Source organism: Streptomyces sp. NPDC015144, from assembly GCF_043079735.1.
Classification (GTDB): Bacteria; Actinomycetota; Actinomycetes; order Streptomycetales; family Streptomycetaceae; genus Streptomyces.
The window spans coordinates 313,217-334,940 of record NZ_JBIBUU010000003.1 but is presented as its reverse complement, the minus strand read 5'-3'; the positions used below and the strand labels follow the sequence as shown (position 1 = coordinate 334,940).

Annotated in this window: 17 protein-coding genes; 7 read left to right on the top strand and 10 right to left on the bottom strand. The window is 71.0% G+C overall.

Annotated elements, in window-relative coordinates:
• Nucleotides 1-7: 7 nt before the first annotated feature.
• The 3 genes from ACF08W_RS08145 to ACF08W_RS08135 all read right to left on the bottom strand — a co-directional run bounded on the left by ACF08W_RS08145 (nucleotide 8) and on the right by ACF08W_RS08135 (nucleotide 3,293).
• Nucleotides 8-820, bottom strand: a complete 813-nt coding sequence (locus ACF08W_RS08145) for an ABC transporter permease (RefSeq protein WP_392278865.1) — start codon at nucleotides 818-820, stop codon at nucleotides 8-10.
• A gap of 70 nt (nucleotides 821-890) precedes the next feature.
• Nucleotides 891-1,865, bottom strand: a complete 975-nt coding sequence (locus ACF08W_RS08140) for an ABC transporter ATP-binding protein (RefSeq protein ID WP_392278864.1) — start codon at nucleotides 1,863-1,865, stop codon at nucleotides 891-893.
• Between the two features lie 141 nt (nucleotides 1,866-2,006).
• Nucleotides 2,007-3,293, bottom strand: a complete 1,287-nt coding sequence (locus ACF08W_RS08135; RefSeq protein WP_392278785.1) for an NYN domain-containing protein — start codon at nucleotides 3,291-3,293, stop codon at nucleotides 2,007-2,009.
• 224 nt (nucleotides 3,294-3,517) lie between these two features.
• Here ACF08W_RS08135 and ACF08W_RS08130 point away from each other — a divergent pair, with 224 nt between their 5' ends.
• Nucleotides 3,518-3,697: a hypothetical protein gene (locus ACF08W_RS08130; protein ID WP_385211302.1), complete on the top strand. Its 180-nt coding sequence runs from the start codon at nucleotides 3,518-3,520 to the stop codon at nucleotides 3,695-3,697.
• 90 nt (nucleotides 3,698-3,787) lie between these two features.
• Here ACF08W_RS08130 and dnaE read toward each other — a convergent pair whose 3' ends face one another.
• Nucleotides 3,788-7,327: a DNA polymerase III subunit alpha gene (dnaE, locus tag ACF08W_RS08125; RefSeq protein ID WP_392278784.1), complete on the bottom strand. Its 3,540-nt coding sequence runs from the start codon at nucleotides 7,325-7,327 to the stop codon at nucleotides 3,788-3,790.
• A gap of 284 nt (nucleotides 7,328-7,611) precedes the next feature.
• Here dnaE and ACF08W_RS08120 point away from each other — a divergent pair, with 284 nt between their 5' ends.
• From ACF08W_RS08120 to ACF08W_RS08100, 5 genes are all read left to right on the top strand, one after another.
• Nucleotides 7,612-7,965 carry a hypothetical protein gene (locus ACF08W_RS08120; RefSeq protein ID WP_385211296.1) on the top strand — a complete coding sequence of 118 codons (354 nt, stop codon included), beginning with the start codon at nucleotides 7,612-7,614 and terminating at the stop codon, nucleotides 7,963-7,965.
• Nucleotides 7,966-8,210: 245 nt separating this feature from the next.
• Nucleotides 8,211-8,870, top strand: coding sequence for a hypothetical protein (locus ACF08W_RS08115; RefSeq protein ID WP_392278783.1), 660 nt, complete (start codon nucleotides 8,211-8,213; stop codon nucleotides 8,868-8,870).
• Nucleotides 8,871-8,925: 55 nt separating this feature from the next.
• A complete protein-coding gene (locus ACF08W_RS08110) occupies nucleotides 8,926-9,744 on the top strand; it encodes a thioredoxin domain-containing protein (RefSeq protein ID WP_352274917.1) in 819 nt (272 codons plus the stop codon).
• A gap of 98 nt (nucleotides 9,745-9,842) precedes the next feature.
• Nucleotides 9,843-11,516 (top strand): alkaline phosphatase D family protein, encoded by a 1,674-nt coding sequence (locus ACF08W_RS08105; RefSeq protein ID WP_392278782.1) that lies wholly within the window; start codon nucleotides 9,843-9,845, stop codon nucleotides 11,514-11,516.
• A gap of 325 nt (nucleotides 11,517-11,841) precedes the next feature.
• The gene (locus ACF08W_RS08100; RefSeq protein WP_352275099.1) at nucleotides 11,842-12,804 is read left to right on the top strand and encodes a zinc metalloprotease; all 963 of its coding nucleotides are present in this window, start codon (nucleotides 11,842-11,844) and stop codon (nucleotides 12,802-12,804) included.
• Between the two features lie 61 nt (nucleotides 12,805-12,865).
• Here the strand turns inward: ACF08W_RS08100 and ACF08W_RS08095 are convergent, their stop codons facing one another.
• The 6 genes from ACF08W_RS08095 to ACF08W_RS08070 all read right to left on the bottom strand — a co-directional run bounded on the left by ACF08W_RS08095 (nucleotide 12,866) and on the right by ACF08W_RS08070 (nucleotide 18,044).
• Complete coding sequence (locus ACF08W_RS08095; protein WP_352274915.1) at nucleotides 12,866-13,444, bottom strand: dienelactone hydrolase family protein; 579 nt, start codon at nucleotides 13,442-13,444, stop codon at nucleotides 12,866-12,868.
• 17 nt (nucleotides 13,445-13,461) lie between these two features.
• Entirely contained in the window at nucleotides 13,462-15,048 is a 1,587-nt protein-coding gene (locus tag ACF08W_RS08090; protein ID WP_352274914.1) for a Na+/H+ antiporter, read from the bottom strand.
• A 180-nt stretch (nucleotides 15,049-15,228) separates the two neighbouring features.
• Nucleotides 15,229-15,711 (bottom strand): GNAT family N-acetyltransferase, encoded by a 483-nt coding sequence (locus ACF08W_RS08085; RefSeq protein ID WP_352274913.1) that lies wholly within the window; start codon nucleotides 15,709-15,711, stop codon nucleotides 15,229-15,231.
• Nucleotides 15,708-16,649: an RluA family pseudouridine synthase gene (locus tag ACF08W_RS08080; RefSeq protein ID WP_392278781.1), complete on the bottom strand. Its 942-nt coding sequence runs from the start codon at nucleotides 16,647-16,649 to the stop codon at nucleotides 15,708-15,710. The genes ACF08W_RS08085 and ACF08W_RS08080 overlap by 4 nt, the downstream gene beginning before the upstream one ends.
• A 23-nt stretch (nucleotides 16,650-16,672) precedes the next feature.
• Nucleotides 16,673-17,275 (bottom strand): signal peptidase II, encoded by a 603-nt coding sequence (lspA, locus tag ACF08W_RS08075; RefSeq protein WP_385211286.1) that lies wholly within the window; start codon nucleotides 17,273-17,275, stop codon nucleotides 16,673-16,675.
• A gap of 58 nt (nucleotides 17,276-17,333) precedes the next feature.
• Nucleotides 17,334-18,044, bottom strand: coding sequence for a TraR/DksA family transcriptional regulator (locus tag ACF08W_RS08070; protein WP_392278780.1), 711 nt, complete (start codon nucleotides 18,042-18,044; stop codon nucleotides 17,334-17,336).
• Between the two features lie 528 nt (nucleotides 18,045-18,572).
• Here ACF08W_RS08070 and ileS point away from each other — a divergent pair.
• Nucleotides 18,573-21,722: an isoleucine--tRNA ligase gene (gene ileS / locus ACF08W_RS08065; protein ID WP_392278779.1), complete on the top strand. Its 3,150-nt coding sequence runs from the start codon at nucleotides 18,573-18,575 to the stop codon at nucleotides 21,720-21,722.
• The last annotated feature ends 2 nt before the right edge of the window (nucleotides 21,723-21,724 follow it).

Below are 21,724 nucleotides of genomic sequence, written 5' to 3'. Positions count from 1 at the left end.
CCGCGCCTCACCGGACCGCCGCCCTGCGGTACGCCCAGGTCGCCACGGCCAGCGAGAGGACCCCGACGACGGCGCAGACGGCGAGGTCCAGCACGACGACCGCCCAGTCGGGCCGGGCGTCGAAGGACCGCGCGAGCGCCTCCACCCCGTACGTCGAGGGCAGCAGGTCGCGCGCCCAGCCGACCGGTGCGGGCAGCCGGTCCGCCGGGAGCACCCCGAGCAGCAGCGCCGCCGACATGCCCAGCTGGCCCAGGAGCGTGGCCAGCTCCTGCCGGGGCGCGAGCAGCCCCAGCGCCGCGCCCAGCCCGGCCAGCGCCGCCCCGGCGAGCGGGATCACGGCGACCAGCACCCACAGATGGGCCAGCGGCAGCCCGAAGAGAACGCTGCCGGCGACCGCCGTGACCACCGTGCCGGGCACGGTGAAGGAGGCGTACGCCCCGGCCGCCCCGAGCACCACCGCGGCCGGCGGCACCGGCAGGGTCGCGTAGTGGTCGAGCCCGCCGCCGGCCCGCAGCTGCCCGAAGTACTGGGCGAGGAGGTTGAGCGCGACGAAGGCGACCACCAGCACCGCCGATCCGGCCACGACGGCCCGGGACTCCGCCTCCCCGTCGACGACCCCGCGCATCAGGACCATGATCCCGACCGACTGGAACGTCGCGACGAAGAGCAGCGGGATCCGGGCGACCCTGGCCCGGGAGAGCTGGGCGCGGTAGACGGCCGCGAGCGCGGGGAACAGCCGGGCCCGGGGCGCGAGCGGCGCGGGCTCCCCGCCGTGGGCCGGGCGGTCGTCCGGGCCGGTCACCGCGTCCGCGGGCACGATGCTCGTCACCTGGTGCTGCTCCTGTTCGTTCGCTGCCCGGCCGCGCGGACGCGCCCGGGGGTCCCGCCGGTCATGCCTTCACCAGCCCGGCGGTGGTGTCCCCGCCGAGCGCGAGGTAGACGTCCTCCAGGCTGGGCGTGGCCACGGCGAAGTCGTCGAGCGCGGCGAAGGCGGTGGAGCCGGTCACTGCGGCGACCGCCGCCCGCGCCCGGTCGGGGCCGAGCCGGAGCACCCAGCGCCGCCCGGACTCCTCGGCGAGGGGGCGCAGCGCGGCGACCTCGGGCACGTCCAGCGGCGCCCGCTCCCGCCACACCAGCTCGACGCGGACCTCGCCCGCGACGCGTTCCTTCAGCCCGACCGGGGTGTCGCAGGCGATGACCCGGCCGTGGTCGATCACGGCGACCCGGTCGAGGACCGTCTCGGCCTCGATGACGTTGTGGGTGACGAGCAGCACCGTGGCGCCGCGCTCGGCCCGGCGCCGGTCCACCGCCGCCCAGACGGCGCGCCGCGCCACCGGGTCCATGCCGGTCGTCGGCTCGTCCAGCACCAGGACGGGGCGCTCGCCGACCAGGGCCGCGGCGAAGCAGGCGAGCCGCCGCTGCCCGCCGGAGAGCTTCTTCAGGGGGCGTCCCGCGATCCCGGTGAGCCCCAGTTCGTCGAGGACGGCGTCGCGCTCGGCGCGGGCGTCCGCCGCCGCGAGGCCGCGCAGCCGCCCGGTGGTCTCGGCGGCGAGCGCGACGGTCAGCTCGTCCAGCGCGGTGGACTCCTGCCCGAGGTAGCCGATCAGCCGGGCCGCCCGGTCGGGGTGGCGGACCAGGTCATGGCCCAGCACCGTCACGGCGCCCGAATCGGGGCGCATCAGTCCGGTGAGCTGGCGTACCAGGGTTGACTTGCCGGCGCCGTTGGGGCCGAGGAGGCCGAAGATCTCACCGCGCCGGATGTCCAGGCTGATCCCGTCGGTGGCCCGCACCTCGGGGGTGGCCGGTGTGCCCCGGCGGCCGCGTGCGGCGGGATAGGTCTTGACCAGATCACGCACCGCGCACACGGTTCCGGCCGCCTGCTGCGCCTGTGCTGTGCCCGTACTCACGAGGTACGAGGGTACGGGGTCGGACGCCCCCGGCCGCGCCCGGGGCCGGGCCGGGCGGGTGCCGGGGAGCGGGTCCGCGGCGGTCGGGCGGGACGGCCGTCAGCCCGCGGACGGGCCGGTCCGCTCGGCGGCGGGGGTGTGCTCGGCGGCGGCGCGCACGTCGATCTCCCGCCAGAATCCCGCCCGGATCGCGTACCGGTCGTGCTCGTCGATCTGGTCGTCCTTGTGGGCGAGCAGACCGAACCGGGCCGCGTACCGCAGCAGCTCGCCGTCGATGCGGTGCGGGATGCGCGGGTACATGGTGGAGAGCTGCTGGAGGTGGGCGTTCTCCGGGAGCCGTTCCAGCCAGCGGCGGGCGAAGACCTGGCCGACCTCGAAGGGGTCGCCGCCGACGGTGGTGATGTCCTCCTCGCGGTCCGCCCAGCGCTGCTCGGCGCTGGTGAGCTGGGCGAGCGTGGGCAGCGAGGCGGTCTCGGCGGGCTCGCCCAGGGGGCCGCCGCGGTCCGTCCAGCTCTTGTCGGAGGACCAGCGCAGGGTGGCACCGGCCTGGGTGGGCTGCGGGAGGTGCCGCTCGGGCGGGGCGGCGGGGACGGGGCCGCGCAGGCTGCCCGCCAGGTCCTTGGGGGTGGGTACGGCGCGGCCGCCGGGCACCGGCCGGTCGGGGGCGGTGGCCCCCTCGGGCGGGGCGGCGGTGCCGTTGGCCGCGGCGGCGCGGGCCTCGGAGGCCCGCTCGGCGGAGGCGGCGAGGGCGGCCTCCGGGAGCGGCGCGGAGAGGATCGCGGCGATCTCCGGGCGGGGGACGGGCGGCGGGGCGCAGACGCCGCCGGTCTCCTTGGCGCGTACGGCCTGGGTGATCCAGGCCCGGTCGAGGACCCGGCGTTCGTCGGCCTCGGCCACCAGGTCCTCGGACTGGTTGTAGTCGCCGTCGGCGGCCTGGACGGCCCACAGATGGACGGCGACGCCGTGCTCCTTGGCGGACATCAGGCCGGGCAGCAGGTCCCCGTCGCCGGTCACCAGCACCACGTCGGAGCAGGCCCGGTTCCGGGCCAGCTCGGTGAGCTCGGCGTGCATCGCGGCGTCGACGCCCTTCTGCGCCCAGCGCCCGTCGCTGCGGGTCAGCGCGCCGAGCCGGACGGTCACCCGGGGCATCACGCGCAGTCTGCGGTGCTCGGGCTGGGGCACCCGGTCGGGGGCGCCGTCGAACCAGTAGATCCGCAGCAGCGGCTGCTCCGTGTCGGCCTCGGCCCGCTCGCGCAGCCCCCGGACGAGGGCCGTGTGGTCGACCGTGATGCGGGACCGGGCGGGTTCCCCGGCCAGCAGGCTCGCGGCCGCGCCCAGCAGATAACCGGCGTCCACCAGGACGACGCAACGGTCCACGCGATCCACCCTCTTCCAGAAGTTCGGGTGCGGTCCTTGCCATGGGTTTGCTCCGAGTCTGCCCGACCCTGCGGGGCTTGACGTCCGGAACTCGATCATCGGCGTGGCGGAACGGAAGAACGACGCGTCTCCTACCCCCGCTACGCACGGTAATGATCCAACATGCACGGTTTATACCGTCATGTGAATCTGAACGCGGTCCTGGCCCCGAGAGTCCCCACAGGAGGAAGACCATGGCCAAGAACAAGAACCGCAAGCAGGGCGGCCAGCAGAACCGCGCGGCGGGTCCGCAGCGCGGCGCGGAAGAGACGCGTTCGACCGGATACGAGTCGCAGATACAGCCTCAGTCGCAGGCCCAGGGCAGCCCTGCCGATGTTGCGCGTAAGCACCAGCGGCGGTTCGGGCACAACTGACCCGGGCGCCGTCGGCCCGGTGACGGGCCGGTTGGCACGAGGGGGCGCACCGCTTTCGCGGGGCGCCCCCTCGTCGTGTCCCGGCTCGGGTCAGCCGGCCAGGCAGGACGGGCCGAGCAGCACCTTCAGGTCACCGTAGAGGGCCGGGTCGGCCTTGACCCGGTGGCGGTCGAGCCGGAGCACGGTGGTCTTGCGGGGGCCCTGGAGCCTGATCCGTACCTCGGTGTCGCCCCGGTGGCTGGCGAGGACCTCGCCGAGGCGGCTGACCATGGGCGGGGTGATCTTGACGGTGGGGATGGTCAGCACCACGGGGGCGTTGGTGCCCGCGTTGGAGATGTCGGGCACCTGCATCTCCATGGCGACGAGCCGGGGCACGTCCTCCCGCTTGTCCAGCCGGCCCTTGACGAAGACGACGGTGTCCTCGACGAGCTGGGTGGAGACCAGCTGGTAGGTGGCCGGGAAGAACATGCACTCGATGGAGCCGGCCAGGTCCTCGACGGTGGCGATGGCCCAGGCGTTGCCCTGCTTGGTCATCTTGCGCTGGAGACCGGAGATGATGCCGCCGACGGTGACGACCGCGCCGTCGCTGTGCTCGCCGCCGGTCAGCTGGGAGATCGAGGCGTCGGCCTTGTCCGAGAGCACGTGCTCCAGGCCGAAGAGCGGGTGGTCCGAGACGTACAGGCCGAGCATCTCGCGCTCCTGGGCGAGCAGGTAGGCCTTCTCCCACTCGACGTCGGAGAACTCCACGTCCAGCCCGAAGCCCGGCTCGTCGCTCTCCTCGTCGCCCATACCGCCGAAGAGGTCGAACTGCCCCTCGGCCTCCTTGCGCTTGACCTGCACCACGTTGTCGATCATCGGCTCGTGGTGGGCGACCAGGCCCTTGCGGGTGTGGCCCATCTCGTCGAAGGCGCCGGCCTTGATCAGGGACTCGACGGTGCGCTTGTTGCAGACGACCGCCTCGACCTTGTCCAGGAAGTCGGGGAAGGAGCTGTACTTCCCCTTCGCCTTGCGGCACCGGATGATCGAGTCGACGACGTTCTGGCCGACGTTGCGCACGGCGGTGAGACCGAAGAGGATCACGTCGTCGCCCTGGGCCGCGAAGTTCGACAGCGACTCGTTGACGTTGGGCGGGAGCACCTTGATGCCCATGCGCCGGCACTCGTTGAGGTAGACGGCCGACTTGTCCTTGTCGTCCTTGACCGAGGTGAGCAGCGCCGCCATGTACTCGGCGGGGTAGTTCGCCTTGAGGTACGCGGTCCAGTAGGTGACCAGGCCGTACGCGGAGGAGTGCGCCTTGTTGAAGGCGTACCCGGCGAACGGCACCAGCACGTCCCACAGGGCCTTGATCGCCTCGTCGGAGAAGCCCTTCTTCTTGGCGCCCGCCTCGAAGAGGACGAAGTTCTTCGCCAGCTCCTCGGGCTTCTTCTTGCCCATCACGCGGCGCAGGATGTCGGCCTCGCCGAGCGAGTACCCGGCGACGATCTGGGCCGCCTTCTGCACCTGCTCCTGGTACACGATCAGGCCGTAGGTGAGGCCGAGGACCTCCTTGAGGGGCTCCTCCAGCTCCGGGTGGATCGGGGTGATCTCCTGGCGGCCGTTCTTGCGCTCGGCGTAGTTCGTGTGCGAGTTCATTCCCATCGGGCCCGGCCGGTAGAGGGCCGAGACGGCGGAGATGTCCTCGAAGTTGTCGGGCTGCATCTGGCGCAGCAGGGAGCGCATCGGCCCGCCGTCGAACTGGAACACGCCGAGCGTGTCGCCGCGGCAGAGCATCTCGTAGGTCTTGGGGTCGTCCAGCGGGAGGGCCAGCAGGTCCAGCTTGACGTGTTTGTTGGACTCCACCATCTTCACGGCGTCGTCCATGATGGTGAGGTTGCGCAGGCCCAGGAAGTCCATCTTCAGCAGGCCGAGCGACTCGCACTGCGGGTAGTCCCACTGGGTGATGGTGACGCCGTCGGTGTGCCGCACCCAGATCGGGGCGTGGTCGACGATCGGCTCGCTGGACATGATGACGCCGGCGGCGTGCACGCCCATCTGGCGGACCAGGCCCTCGACGCCCTTGGCGGTGTCGATGACCTTCTTGACGTCCGGCTCGTTCTCGTACATCCCCCGGATCTCGCCCGCCTCGCTGTAGCGCGGGTGCTTGGGGTCGGTGATGCCGTTGAGGTCGATGCCCTTGCCGAGGACGTCGGCGGGCATGGCCTTGGTGAGCCGGTCGCCCATCGCGTACGGGTAGCCGAGGACGCGGGCGGAGTCCTTGATGGCGTTCTTCGCCTTGATCTTTCCGTACGTGCCGATCATGGCGACCTTGTCGGCGCCGTACTTCTCCGTCACGTACCTGATCACCTCGACGCGCCGACGCTCGTCGAAGTCGATGTCGACGTCGGGCATGGAGACGCGCTCGGGGTTGAGGAACCGCTCGAAGATCAGCCCGTGCTCGATCGGGTCGAGGTCGGTGATGCCCATCGCGTACGCCACGATCGAACCGGCCGCGGAGCCCCGGCCGGGGCCGACGGCGATGCCGTTGTTCTTGGCCCACATGATGAAGTCGGCGACGACCAGGAAGTACCCCGGGAACCCCATCTGGATGATGATGTCCATCTCGTACTCGACCTGCTTCTGCCGGTCCTCGGGGACGCCGCCCGGGAAGCGGCGCTCCATGCCGGCCCGGACCTCCTCCTGGAACCAGGTGATCTCCGTGTAGCCGTCCGGGATGTCGAACTTCGGCATCAGGTCGCGCTTCTCGAACATCCCGGTGGTGTCGATCTGCTCGGCGACCAGCAGGGTGTTGCGGCATCCCTCCTGCCAGGCGTCGGAGGAGTCGACGGCGTACATCTCGTCGGTGGACTTGATGTAGTAGCCGGTGCCGTCGAAGCGGAAGCGGTCCGGGTCGGAGAGGTTCTTGCCGGTCTGGATGCAGAGCAGGGCGTCGTGCGCGGTGGCCTCGTGCGCGTAGGTGTAGTGCGAGTCGTTGGTCACCAGCGGCGGGATGCCGAGCTTCTTGCCGATCTCCAGCAGTCCGTCGCGGACCCGGCGCTCGATCTCGATGCCGTGGTCCATCAGCTCCAGGAAGTACCTGCCCTCGCCGAAGATGTCCTTGTAGTCGGAGGCCGCCTGGACCGCCTCGTCGAACTGGCCGAGCCGCAGCCGGGTCTGGACCTCGCCGGAGGGGCAGCCGGTGGAGGCGATCAGCCCCTCGGACCACTGGGCGATGGTCTCCTTGTCCATCCGGGGCCACTTCTGGAGCCAGCCCTCGGCGTACGCGTCCGAGGACAGCTTGAAGAGGTTGTGCAGCCCGGTCACGTTCGACGCCCAGATCGTCTTGTGGGTGTAACCACCCGAACCGGAGACGTCGTCGCGCTTCTGGTGCGGCTGGCCCCACTGGATCTTCCGCTTGTGCTTGCGGGACTCGGGGGCGACGTACGCCTCGATGCCGATGATGGGCGTCACGCCCGCCTTCTGCGCCGAGTGGAAGAAGTCGTAGGCCCCGTGCAGGTTGCCGTGGTCCGTCATCGCGATGTGGGACATGCCCATCTCGTTGCAGGCGGCGAACATGTCCTTGAGCCGCGCCGCACCGTCCAGCAGCGAGTACTGGGTGTGGACGTGCAGGTGCGTGAAGGGCGGCTTGGTCACGGCGCTGTTCCTCCGGAAGAACGGACGACGGCTGGGTGGGGGGACAGCGTGGAAGTCTACGTCTCCGGGCGGCCGGACGAGGGGGCTCGCCGACCACGGTCACACACGGTCGCCGTGATGGACGTCACCGCGACAAAACATGACACCCCGCACCATCCCCCTCGGGAATATGGCGATTTTCCTGAATCCTGATTCCCGCCCGCATCCGTTAACCCATTGCCCCGCCTCCCGACAGGCGTTAGCATCCCCTCGTTCCGAAATAGTGAAGGAAATCGGTGGGGGATATGAACGTCAAGAAGGCTCTGGTTTCGATAGCCGCCACGACCGCGGTCCTGGGGGGCTTCACCATCGGTACCGCGTCGTCCGCGAGCGCCGCCGGCTACGGCTGCGGGAGCGTCGGCCACAACAACTCCGACGCCGTCCACAAGGTCGTGGTCGGCCACCTGCGCAACGGACCTGCCGAAACGTGCGCCCAGACCCTTTCGGTGGTGCCCGGCACCACGTTCTACGCCTGGTGCGGCGTCTACAACAAGTACGGGAACCTCTGGGTGTACGGACGTCTGGCCGGGGGCGAGACGAAGGGCTGGATCTACTCCAAGAACCTGACCCTGGAATCCGGTTCCGTAAAGATTTGCTGACCCGCCCCGGAAAAGGTCCGCCCGAATAAAGGCGGGCCTTTTCCAATTCCACATCCTTGATTCACGCCGTAATGCGCACGGGTTTCGATCCGCGTCTCCCGCGCATCGGCGCCACCCCGGACGCGACACGACTTCACACCTCCCAGACATCGGTAATTTCGGCGATTTCAGCCACGATCCGGGCAACTGAATCCCTACCGCCGGGCCCTCTGTCCTCCGGGAACCGGCATGGCAGAATTACCGCGATGGACACGCAGACGACCGGCCTCCGGGCGGCACGGGCAGCGCTCTTCACCGCGCTGTGCCTCACGCTGTCCACGGGCGCCCACGTCCTGCTCTCCTCGGTACCGCTGCCCCTGTCGCTGATCGCGCCGATCGGCGTGGCCGTCTTCGTGCTGGCCTTCGCCCTGGCGGGCGGGCGCGAGCGGGGCTTCTGGCCCATCGCCGCGCTGCTCGTCCCGCTCGAACTCGCGGCGGACACGGTGTTCACCAGCGGCCAGCACGCCTGCTACGGCCCGGAGGGCGGGCCCGTGGCGGGGTCGTTGCGGTCCATGGGCTGGGACCTGATCTGCGGCGGCGAACCGCTCGGTACGCCGTTGACGCATGTCGCCGCGCCCGGCGCCGGTTCCGCGTCGGCGACCCCCTGGCTGCTGCTCGCCGCGCACGTCTCGGTCGGGCTCCTCGCGGCGGCCTGGCTGTGGCGCGGCGAGGTGGCGCTCGCCCGGCTGCTGCGCGCGGTGGCCGCCGCCACGTTCCGGCCGCTGCTGATCGCCGTCGCCGCGGTCACGGCCCGCCGGGAGCCCGCCCGGCTCCGCCAACGCCCGGCACCGCGCGCGCCCGTCCTGCGCGGCCGCCTCCTCGCGTACTCCGTCGGTCTGCGCGGACCGCCCTGCCGGGTCCACTGACCCCCGAGCACGGCAGTCCCACCCCTTCACCAGATCCACGGAGAGTCGATCCATCATGAGCAAGCGCAACACTCAGCAGGCGAAGACCGCGGCCCGTGAGCGGCTGCGCGCCGAACGCGAGCGCCAGGCCAAGCGGGACAAGACGCGGCGGCAGGCCATAGTCGCCGGTTCGGTCGTCGCCGTCCTGGCGATAGCCGGCGGCGCGGGCTACCTGGTGATGCAGAGCCTGAAGCCCTCCCAGTGGGAGGCCGCGAAGGACAAGGCGCTGGTCGCCCCCAAGAACACCACCGGCAAGAACCACACGACGGTCACCCTCGGCGAGGAGACCGCCAAGAAGACGATCATCGCGTACGAGGACCCGCGCTGCCCCATCTGCGCCACGTTCGAGCAGACGATCGGCCCGACGATCACGAAGGACCTGAAGGACGGCAAGTACAAGGTCCAGTACGTGGGGGCCACCTTCCTCGACAACAACCTCCCCGGCGAGGGCTCCCGCAACGCGCTCAGCGCGCTCGGCGCCGCCCTCAACGTCTCCAAGGACGCCTTCTCCTCCTACAAGGAGGCCCTCTACTCGGCGAAGTACCACCCCGAGGAGACGGACGACAAGTTCAAGGACGACTCGTACCTCATCGAGATCGCGGACACCGTCTCCGAGCTCAAGAACAACAAGACGTTCCAGAAGGACGTCAAGGACGGCACCTTCGATCGCTGGGCGATCGAGATGTCGAAGAACTTCAACGACAACAAGTACGACGTCCAAGGCACTCCGTCCTTCGTCATGGACGGCAAGAAGATCACCGGTCCGGACGGCAAGAACGCGCCGATGACCGTCGAGGACTGGAACACCGCCGTCGACAAGGCCCTGAAGGGCTGACACGGCGCGCGGGAGCGTAAGGACGCGGCGCGAAAGAGCGGGTGAACTCTTCGGATTCACCCGCTCTTTGAGCGTACTAGTCAGTAGTCTGATCGCCTGTGACCAGTCGCATACCTTCAGACGCCCGGCCGGACCGCTCCGGCCCCCACGCCCCGCGCCGTCGCACGGTCGTCAAGGCCGCCGCGGCCGGCGCCGTGCTCGCCGCCCCGCTCCTCTCGGCGGCCACCGCGCACGCCTCCGACGACGACCCCGCCTTCCTGCACGGCGTCGCCTCCGGCGACCCGCTGCCCGACGGCATCCTGCTCTGGACCCGGGTGACGCCGGACGCGACGGCGGTCCCCGGCTCGGGCAACGGCCCCGACGTACGGGTGGACTGGGAGATCGCCCAGGACAAGGAGTTCCGCACGGTCGTGGCCCGCGGGACGGCCACCGCGAGCGCCGCCCACGACCACACCGTGAAGGCGGACGTGCGGGGGCTCGCCCCGGCGAGCACGTACTACTACCGCTTCGCGGCGGGCACCGCCCTCTCCCCCGTGGGCCGCACCCGGACGGCCCCGGCGGCCGGCGCCGCCACTCCCGGGGTGCGGTTCGGCGTGGTCTCCTGCGCCAACTGGGAGGCCGGCTACTTCTCCCCCTACCGCCACCTCGCCGCCCGCGCGGACCTCGACGCGGTCCTCCACCTCGGCGACTACATCTACGAGTACGCCTCCGGCGGCTACCCGGCGGCGAAGTACACCGTGCGGCCGCACGAGCCGAGGCACGAGATCCTCACCCTCGCCGACTACCGGCTCCGGCACGCCACGTACAAGACGGACGCCGATCTCCAGGAGCTGCACGCGGTCCACCCGGTCATCGCGATCTGGGACGACCACGAGTTCGCCAACGACGCCTGGTCGGGCGGGGCCGAGAACCACACCCCGGGGACGGAGGGCGCCTGGGCGGACCGGGTGGCCGCCGCCAAGCAGGCGTACTTCGAGTGGATGCCGGTCCGCGCCTCCACCGAGGGCACCGTCTACCGGCGGCTGCGCTTCGGCAGGCTCGCCGAGCTGCACCTCCTGGACCTGCGCAGCTTCCGCTCCCAGCAGGCGTCGATCGGCAGCGGCGCGGTCGACGACCCGGAGCGCACGATCACCGGTCGGGCACAGCTCGACTGGCTGAAGTCGGGGCTGGCCGCGTCGGACGCGGCCTGGAAGCTGGTCGGCACCTCGGTGATGATCTCGCCGGTCGCCTTCGGCTCCCTGCCCGCCGAGCTGCTGGCACCGCTGGCCAAGCTGCTCGGCCTGCCCCAGGAGGGGCTGGCCGTCAACGTCGACCAGTGGGACGGCTACACCGACGACCGCAAGGAGCTGATCGCCCACCTGCGGGACCGGTCGATCACCAACACGGTCTTCCTGACCGGTGACATCCACATGGCGTGGGCCAACGACGTGCCGGTGAAGGCGGCGACGTATCCGCTCTCCGCCTCGGCCGCCACCGAGTTCGTGGTGACGTCGGTGACCTCGGACAACGTCGACGACATCCTGCACGTGGCCCCGCAGACCGTCTCGCTGGTCGCGGCCGCGGCGGTCAAGGCCGCCAACCGCCACGTGAAGTGGGTCGACATGGACTCGCACGGCTACGGGGTCCTCGACGTGACCGCCGAGCGCTCGCAGATGGACTACTACGCCGTCTCCGACCGGACGAAGCGGGACGCCACCGCCACGTGGACGCGCTCGTACCGGACGCTCAACGGAACGCAGAAGGTCGAGCGGGTGAACAGCCCGGTGCTCTGAGGAATCACTTTCGGCCACCCCGTCATTCACTGACGGTTCATCACATCACTACGGCGGGTGGCGTGTTCCGGACCCCAAAGGGGACACACCACCCGCCGGGGTGACTCCCGCGCACGCACCGCCGTCCCAAACTCCTGGACCACCGAAAAGATTCGTCCTGGTTCCACCCCTTTGACACGTGCCGGATCGGGCTTGATCATTCCTCTTCCAGGAATGACATGCACACGTAATCTCCTGGTGGCGGGCGAGGGCCCGCCTCACCCTCACACCCGGAGGAGTCCCCGTGCGCGCTCTCGGCCGTATATCGCCGCGTCTGCGAAACCGGATGCTCGGCACCGCCGCCCTGGCCGGAACCCTGGCCCTGGCACCGCTCACCGCCCCGTCCGGCGCCTCCGCCTCGGCGGCTCCGACGGCCGCCCGGACGTCCGCCGCCCAGAAGTGCGCGGACGGTACGAGCGCGGGCACGAGCGCCACGGCGCGCGAGGCCCGTCCCTCGGGCAAGGCGCACGCCGCCGACCCCAACGAGGTGACGCCGGCCCGTGCCAAGGCCATGGAGGAGCAGCTGAAGCAGAGACTCGCGGAGCGCCGGACGAGCGGCCCCGCGCTCGCCGCGGGCGCGACCATCCCGGTCTACTTCCACGTCATCCACTCCGGGACGACCGGAAAGCTCAGCGCGTCCGCGATCAGCAACCAGATGAACGTGCTGAACGCCGCCTACGCCGGACAGGGCTCGGGCAACACCAGCACCGGCTTCCAGTTCACGCTGGCCGGCACGGACTACACGGACAACAGCACCTGGTACAACGTCTCCCCAGACACCACCACCGAGAAGACCATGAAGTCCGCGCTGCGCAAGGGCGGGGCGAACGCGCTCAACATCTACACCGCCAACCTCGGCGGCGGGCTGCTGGGCTGGGCCACCTTCCCCAGCTCCTACAAGTCCAGCCCCTCGAACGACGGGGTGGTCATCCTCGACGCCTCGCTGCCCGGCGGCTCCGCCACCAACTACAACCAGGGCGACACCGCCACCCACGAGGTCGGCCACTGGATGGGGCTTTACCACACCTTCCAGGGCGGCTGTAACGGCAACGGCGACTACGTGGCCGACACCCCGGCCGAGGCGAGCCCCGCGTACGAGTGCCCCACCGGCCGCGACTCCTGCACCACCAAGACCGGGCTCGACCCGATCCACAACTTCATGGACTACACCTACGACTCGTGCATGACCCAGTTCACCCCGGGCCAGGTCCAGCGGATGAGCGACAGCTGGACCGCCTACCGCGGCTGACCCCGCGCGACGTACGGCACGAAGGGCCCCGCGGCCGACACCGCGGGGCTCTTTCCGCCGTCTACAGGGTGGCGAGGAAGCCGAGCCCGACCTTCCAGGCCAGCTCGGCCGACGCCTGGTCGAAGTCCGGGAGTTCGGGATCGGTGAAGAGGTGGCCGGCGCCCGGGTAGCGGTAGATCTCGACGTCGGCGCCGGTCCGCTGCATCCCGAGGTACCAGGAGTTCAGCCAGTCGTGCGTCTCGAACGGGTCCGGGTCCGCGACGTGCAGCTGTACGGGCAGCTCGTCCACCGAGGCGTTCTCGGCGATGTCCGAGGTGCCGTGGAACATCAGCAGACCGCGCGCCTTCTCGTCGCCGAGCGCCAGGGTCTGCGCGGTCGAGGCGCCGAAGGAGAAGCCCGCGTAGACCAGGCCGCGGTCCGAGTAGGGCGCGGCGGCCAGCACGGCCCGCCTCAGCAGCTCGTCCTTGCCCACCTCTTCCTTGAAGGCCAGCCCCTTCTCGGCGGTGTCGAAGGTGCGCCCCTCGAACAGGTCGGGCACCTGCACCTCGTGTCCGGCGGCGCGCAGCCGGTCGGCCGCCGCGTGCACCGCGGGGCGCAGCCCGTACGTCGAGTGGAAAAGGATGATGTTCATGAGGTCCATGGTGCCAGCCGGCCGGCTCAGCGCAGGCTGCGGACGTCCAGCTGCCGCAGGACCCGGTCGACGATCTCCGGGTCCGATCCCGCCTCGTTGCGGGCCGACAGCACCGCGTGGCGGGCGGCCGACATCATCTCCCGCTGGACCCGGCTGATCGCCCGGAAGCGCTCGGCCCGCTGGGCGTAGGCCTCGCGCCGCTCGTCGTCGACCATGTCGGGGCTGATCCGCGCCCCCATGTCGTACGCGAGCCGCTGGAGCCGCTCGGTGACCTCGTCCGGGAACTCCTCGACCTCCTGGATCTCCTTCAGGCGCTGCTTGGCGGCCCTGGCGGCGCGGATCGCGAGCTCCTTCTCCAGCGCCTCCTCGGCGTCGGTGTCGGCCTTGACCCGGAGCTTGCGGACCAGCCAGGGCAGGCTGAGCCCCTGGACGACGAGGGTGGCCATGATCACGGCGAAGGCGATGAAGACGATCTCGTCCCGGCCCGGGAAGGGCTTCCCGTCGTCGGTCGTCAGCGGGATCGCCAGGGCCAGCGCGACCGAGGCCACCCCGCGCATCCCGGACCACCACATGACGACGGTCTCCCGCCAGCTGGTGGGGATCTCCTCGCTGACGTCGCGCCGGGTGTGCAGCCGCTTGGCGAGCCAGGTGGCGGGCAGCAGGTACAGCAGCCGCACGCCGACGACCACCACGACCACGGCGAGCCCCCAGCCCAGCATCTCCAGCTCGCGGCCGTCGGCCGTCCCGAAGACGTTGTGCAGTTCGAGGCCGATCAGCCCGAAGGCGATCCCGGTGACCAGGGTGTCGACGATCTCCCAGAAGGTACGGCCGGTGAGCCGCCCGAGGACGTCGTCGGCGTCGGCGGTGTGCTCGGCGAGGAAGAGCGCGGTGGTGAGGACGGCGAGCACGCCCGAGCCCATCAGCTCCTCGGCGAGGACGTAGCTGACGAACGGCACCAGCAGCGTGAGGCCGACCTGGAGCGTGGCATCGCCCAGCATCCCCATCAGCTTGATGGTCAGCCAGCCGAGCACCAGTCCCACCACCACGGCCACCACGGCGGAGAGGATCAGCAGCCCGAAGGCCTCCGGCAGCGAGAAGCTCCCGCTCACCGCCGCGGCGATCGCCACGTGGTAGAGCACGATCGCGGTGACGTCGTTGAACAGCCCCTCGCCCTCCAGGATGGAGACGAGCCGGCGCGGCAGCCCGACCGAACCGGCGACGGCCGTCGCGGCGATCGGGTCGGGCGGGGCGACGAGCGCGCCGAGCGCCACGGCGGCCGCGATGGGCAGCCCGGGGACTATCGCGTTGGCGACGGCGGCGACGGCCGCGGTGGTGACGAAGACCAGCGCCACGGCCAGCAGAAAGATCGGGCGTTTATTCGCGGCGAACTGCCGCCAGGAGGTCCGCTGCACCGAGGCGTAGAGCAGCGGCGGCAGCAGCGCCGGAAGAATGATCTCCGGCGGGATGTCCACGTTCGGCACGAAGCTGAGGAAGGCCAGCCCGACCCCGAAGAGTGTCATCAGCACCGGCGCGGGAAGCCCGAGGCGCTGGCCCAGGGGGACCGTGACCACAGCCCCGAGCAAGAGCAGGAGGAGCAGTGCCATTTGGTCCACGGGATGCCTTCCGGAGCGCGGCGCGCCGATCCGGGTGATCGACGGACGGGGACCACAGCCTGTCACGCAAGCTGGGCAATCCAGACAACACCCCCCTCGTCCCCACCCCCGCGGCCGTCACTCCTCCGATGTCCGCGGGGTCGGTGACGCCGTCACGGGAAGAGCCGGGCCGCCGCCCGGTCAGTCCCGCAGAGTGCGGCGCATCGCCCGGTGCGGCATCCCCGCGTCCGGGAACTCGGGGCCGTACGCCACGTAGCCGAGGCGCTCGTAGAAGCCGAGGGCATGGGTCTGGGCGTGCAGGTCCACGGCGTCCAGACCCAGCCCGCGGGCCGCGTCCTCGATCGCCCGCACCAGCGCCGCGCCGACCCCGAGGCCGCGCGCGGCCCTGATCACCGCGAGCCTGCCGAGCGAGCCGACCCCGGCGTCGCCGCCGGTCCTCGCCGCGGCCGCGGGGCCGTGCAGCAGCCGGCCGGTGCCCAGCGGACCGCCGTCCGCCGCGACGGCCAGCACATGCAGGGCGCCCGCGTCGTACGCGTCGTACTCGATCTCCTCCGGCACCTCCTGCTCGCCGACGAAGACCTCCTTGCGGACCTGGAAGCAGGCCGCCAGATCCTGCTCCCCGACGGCGGTACGGGTGGTGAACGGCTCCGGACCGGTGGTCACCGGCTCTCCGCCGCGATGGTGTCCAGGGCGTGCCGGAGGTCGGCGGGGTAGTCGCTGCCGAACTCCACCCAGCTCCCGTCGGACGGGTGCTCGAAGCCGAGCCGGACGGCGTGCAGCCACTGCCGGGTCAGGCCGAGGCGCTTGGCCATCGTCGGGTCGGCGCCGTAGGTGAGGTCACCGACGCAGGGATGGCGGTGGGCGGCCATGTGCACCCGGATCTGGTGGGTGCGGCCGGTCTCCAGCTTGATGTCCAGGAGACTGGCGGAGCGGTACGCCTCGATGAGGTCGTAGTGGGTCACGGAGGGCTTGCCCTCGGCCGTGACGGCCCACTTGTAGTCGTGGTTGGGGTGGCGCCCGATGGGGGCGTCGATGGTGCCGCTCATCGGGTCGGGATGGCCCTGCACCAGCGCGTTGTACTTCTTCTCCACGACCCGGTCGCGGAACTGCGCCTTCAACAGCGTGTAGGCCCGCTCGGACTTGGCGACGACCATCAGGCCGGAGGTGCCGACGTCCAGGCGGTGGACGATGCCCTGGCGCTCGGCGGCGCCGGAGGTGGAGATCCGGTACCCGGCGGCGGCCAGGCCCCCGATGACGGTCGTGCCCGTCCAGCCGGGGCTGGGGTGGGCCGCGACGCCGACCGGCTTCACGATCACGACGATGTCGTCGTCGTCGTGGACGATCTCCATGCCCTCGACGGGCTCGGCGACGATCTGCACCGGAGCGGCGGCCTGCGGCATCTCGACCTCCAGCCAGGCACCGCCCCGCACCCGCTCGGACTTCCCGACCACCGCACCGTCCACCTGCACCTTCCCCGAGGCAGCCAGTTCGGCGGCCTTGGTGCGGGAGAAGCCGAACATGCGGGAGATGGCGGCGTCGACGCGCTCGCCCTCCAGGCCGTCGGGTACGGGCAGCGTGCGGACCTCGGGATACGTACTCACCTGTCGAGTATGCCTTGGACCGCTCAGTCCTTGTGCACGGTCCCGTCGGGGTCCAGGCCCTTGAAGGAGAGGATCACGATCAGGACGCCGCCGCAGCAGATCGCGGAGTCGGCGAGGTTGAACACGGCGAAGTGCGCCGGCGCGATGAAGTCCACCACCGCGCCCCGGAAGACGCCCGGCGACCGGAAGATCCGGTCGGTGAGGTTGCCGAGCGCCCCGCCGAGCAGCAGCCCGAGCGCGATGGCCCAGGGCAGGCTGTAGAGCTTGCGGGCGAGCCGGGAGATCACGACGATCACCACCGCCGCGATGCAGGTGAAGATGACCGTGTACGCCTCGCCCATGCTGAACGCGGCACCGGAGTTGCGGATCGCGGTGAACTGGAGCCAGTCGCCGATGACCTTCACCGGCTCGTGGTGCTCCAGCTTGGCGACCACGATCATCTTGCTGATCAGGTCGAGGAGGTAGGCGAGGACGGCCACGACGGCCAGCGCCATGATCTTCCGCCGGCCCCGGGCCGGAGCGGCCTCACCGGCCCGCGCCTCGGACCGCTCCGTGTCCCCGTCCCCCTCGGTCCCCGCAGCATCGGGGATGTCCGGCGTACCGATGATGCGCTCCGCCTCTGCCACGTGAGCCCCTCGACCTAGGTTCCTGACTGAGGACGAGGGTACGGCACACCGCCGCGGATCAGCCGCGTCGCTCCTGCTTCTGCTTGTCCTCGACACAGAGCGTGGCGCGCGGGAACGCCTGCATCCGCGCCTTGCCGATCGGCTTGCCGCAGATCTCGCAGAGCCCGTACGTCCCGGCGTCGAGCCGGGCCAGGGCCCGCTCGGTCTGGTCCAGCATCTCCCGGGCGTTGGCGGCGAGCGACATCTCGTGCTCGCGGGTGATGTTCTTGGTGCCGGTGTCCGCCTCGTCGTCGCCCGCCCCGTCGCCGGAGTCGCGCATCAGGCCGGCGAGGGCGGCACCGGCGGCCTCCAGCTCGCTGCGCAGCCGCAGGGCCTCGCTGCTGAGCACGGCACGCGCCTCGGCGACCTCCTCCGGGGTCCAGGGATCCTCGCCGGGCCGGACCGCCAGCTCGCCGGGGACGGCCCCGCGGGCCGGGGGGACGGGCGCCGTGTCCGTACCGGCCGTACGGGTCCGGGCCGCGCTCTTCTTGGCTGCCACCGTGTGGTCTCCCGTCTTTCCGGCGGCTGCGGCCGCCTCCTCGGCCGCGGGCGCGGCCTTCTTCGACGCCTTCCCCGGCGTGCTCTTCCGCGCCGCCGCCTTCTTCGCCGGCGCCTTGCGGGCCGTCGGTTCCCCGGCCGCGGACCGCTTCGCCGCGCTCTTGCTCCCGGCCGCCGCGCCCGTGGACCCGGTCGACGCCGTCTTCTCTGCGGCGGTCTTCTTCGCCACCATGGCCGCGGCCCCTTCACATATTGTGATCTTGCACGCGAATCGTGCTGGGACGATAAATCGGCCCCAGCGCCGCGGCAACGGGGCACGCCGCCGAACCACCCCTCCCCACGCCCTCGGTCCGCCCCGCCCCCATCCGTTGTGCCCAGCTCACCGGCGGGTAATCCGCCCTCCGGACCCCGCGCCCCGGCACCGGACCATTCGGGTCATGTCCGGGCCCCCGGAAAATCCGGTCGGCCCCCGCCCGTACGGGCCCGTACACTGGGGCCAGCGAGAGGCGTGGATGGGACGAGTAGCGTCGTACGCAGCCAGGAGCGACCCGGGGACGGTGGAAGCCCGGGGGCGAGCGCGTCGTGAAGATCACCCGGAGCCGCCGGAAGAACGCCGCACGGCAAGTAGAACCGGCCTCGCGACCCCAATGAGGGGGCAACGGGCGCATGCCCGGGGCCAAGGAGGGTGGTACCGCGGGAGCCGACGAGGCCCTCGTCCCTCCGACGGAAGTGGAAAACGTCCGCCGGAGGAAGTCCGCCCATGACATCGCCGCAGTACCGCCAGGTACCCGCCCAGGTCGACCTGCCCGCGCTGGAGCACACCGTGCTCGATTTCTGGCGCGACAACAAGGTCTTCGCCAAGAGCCTCGAACAGTCCGAGGGCCGCCCCGAGTGGGTCTTCTACGAGGGCCCGCCCACCGCCAACGGCATGCCGGGCGCCCACCACATCGAGGCCCGCGTCTTCAAGGACGTCTTCCCGCGCTTCCGCACCATGCAGGGCTACCACGTGGCCCGCAAGGCCGGCTGGGACTGCCACGGCCTGCCGGTCGAGCTCGCGGTCGAGAAGGAACTGGGCTTCAACGGCAAGAAGGACATCGAGGCGTACGGCATCGCCGAGTTCAACGCCAAGTGCCGCGAGTCCGTGACCCGGCACACCGACGCGTTCACCGAGCTCACGACCCGGATGGGCTACTGGGTCGACCTCGACGACGCGTACCGCACGATGGACCCCGAGTACGTCGAGTCGGTGTGGTGGTCGCTGAAGGAGATCTTCAACAAGGGCCTGCTGGTCCAGGACCACCGGGTCGCCCCCTGGTGCCCCCGCTGCGGCACCGGCCTCTCCGACCACGAGCTGGCCCAGGGCTACGAGACGGTCGTCGACCCCTCGGTCTTCGTCCGCTTCCCGCTCACCTCCGGCCCGCTCGCCGGCACCGCCTCGCTGCTGGTCTGGACGACCACCCCCTGGACGCTGGTCTCCAACACCGCCGTGGCCGCCCACCCCGAGGTCACCTACGTCGTCGCGACCAACGGCGAGGAGAAGCTGGTCGTCGCCGAGCCGCTCGTCGAGAAGGCCCTGGGCGAGGGGTGGGAGACCACCGGCGAGACCTTCACCGGCCGCGAGATGGAGCGCTGGAACTACGAGCGCCCCTTCGAGCTGGTCGACTTCCCCGCCGAGGCGCACTACGTCGTCAACGCCGAGTACGTGACCACCGAGGACGGCACGGGACTGGTCCACCAGTCCCCCGCCTTCGGCGCCGACGACCTCCTGGTCTGCAAGGCGTACGGCCTCCCGGTGGTGAACCCGGTCCGCCCCGACGGCACCTTCGAGGAGGCGCTGCCGCTGGTCGGCGGGGTCTTCTTCAAGAAGGCCGACGAGATCCTCACCGAGGACCTGGACGCCCGGGGCAGGCTCTTCCGGCACGTCCCGTACGAGCACAGCTACCCGCACTGCTGGCGCTGCCACACCGCGCTGCTCTACTACGCGCAGCCGTCCTGGTACATCCGCACGACCGCGGTCAAGGAGCGGCTGCTCCAGGAGAACGAGAAGACCAACTGGTTCCCGGACTCGGTCAAGCACGGCCGCTTCGGCGACTGGCTGACCAACAACGTCGACTGGGCCCTGTCCCGCAACCGCTACTGGGGCACCCCGCTGCCCATCTGGCGCTGCGAGGACGGCCACCTGACGTGCGTGGGCTCCCGCGCCGAGCTGGGCGAGCTCACCGGCACCGACCTCTCGGGGCTGGACCCGCACCGCCCGTTCATCGACGAGGTCACGTTCACCTGCTCCCACGAGAACTGCCAACTGGAGGCGTACCGCGTCCCCGAGGTCATCGACGCCTGGTACGACTCGGGCTCGATGCCGTTCGCGCAGTGGGGCTACCCGTACAAGAACAAGGAGCTCTTCGAGTCCCGCTACCCGGCGCAGTTCATCTCGGAGGCGATCGACCAGACCCGCGGCTGGTTCTACACGCTGATGGCGGTCGGCACCCTGGTCTTCGACAAGTCCAGTTACGAGAACGTGGTGTGCCTGGGCCACATCCTCGCCGAGGACGGCCGCAAGATGTCCAAGCACCTGGGCAACATCCTCCAGCCCATCCCGCTCATGGACCAGCACGGTGCCGACGCGGTGCGCTGGTTCATGGCCGCCGGCGGCTCCCCCTGGGCGGCCCGCCGCGTCGGCCACGGCACCATCCAGGAAGTCGTCCGCAAGACGCTCCTCACCTACTGGAACACGGTCGCCTTCCAGGCCCTGTACGCCCGCACGTCCGACTGGGCGCCGTCCGCGGCCGACCCGGCCCCGGCGGACCGCACGGTCCTGGACCGCTGGCTGCTGAGCGAGCTGAACACCCTGGTCGACCAGGTCACGCAGGCCCTGGAGGGATACGACACCCAGCGCGCCGGCAAGCTGCTGTCCGCCTTCGTCGACGACCTCTCCAACTGGTACGTGCGCCGCTCGCGCCGCCGCTTCTGGCAGGGCGACAAGGCCGCGCTGCGCACCCTGCACGAGGTCGTCGAGACGGTGACCCGGCTGATGGCCCCGCTCACCCCGTTCATCACCGAGCGGGTCTGGCAGGACCTCGTCGTCCCGGTCACCCCGGACGCCCCCGAGTCGGTGCACCTGGCCGGCTGGCCGAAGGCCGACCCTGCGGCGAGCGACCCGGCACTCTCCGGGCAGATGGCGCTGGTCCGCCGCCTGGTCGAGCTGGGCCGGGCCACCCGCGCCGAGTCCGGCGTCAAGACCCGCCAGCCGCTGTCGCGGGCCCTGGTGGCGGCGAGCGGTTTCGAGGCGCTCTCCCCCGAACTGCGCGCCCAGATCACCGAGGAGCTGAACGTCTCCTCGCTGGCCTCCCTCTCCGAGGTCGGCGGTTCGCTGGTCGACACGGTGGCGAAGGCCAACTTCCGGGCGCTCGGCAAGCGCTTCGGCAAGGGCGTCCAGGCGGTCGCCAAGGCGGTCGCGAACGCGGACGCGGCGGCCCTCTCGCTCGCGCTGCGCGAAGGCACGGCCTCGGTCGAGGTGGACGGGGAGACGGTCACCCTCGCCCCCGACGAGGTCATCATCACCGAGACCCCGCGCGAGGGTTGGTCGGTCGCCTCCGACTCGGGCGCCACCGTCGCCCTGGACCTGGAGATCACGCCGGAGCTGCGGCGAGCGGGCCTGGCCCGTGACGCGATCCGGCTGATCCAGGAGGCCCGCAAGAACAGCGGCCTGGACGTCGCCGACCGCATCGCCGTCCGCTGGTCGTCCTCCTCCGAGGCCACGGCCGAGGCGCTGACCGAGCACGCGACCCTGATCGCGGACGAGGTGCTGGCCCTGGACTACGCGCAGGGCGAGGCGGACGGGACGTACGGCGAGCCGTTCGAGGACGAGGGCCTGGCCCTGACGTTCCGGCTGCGGAAGACGGAGCGGTAAGC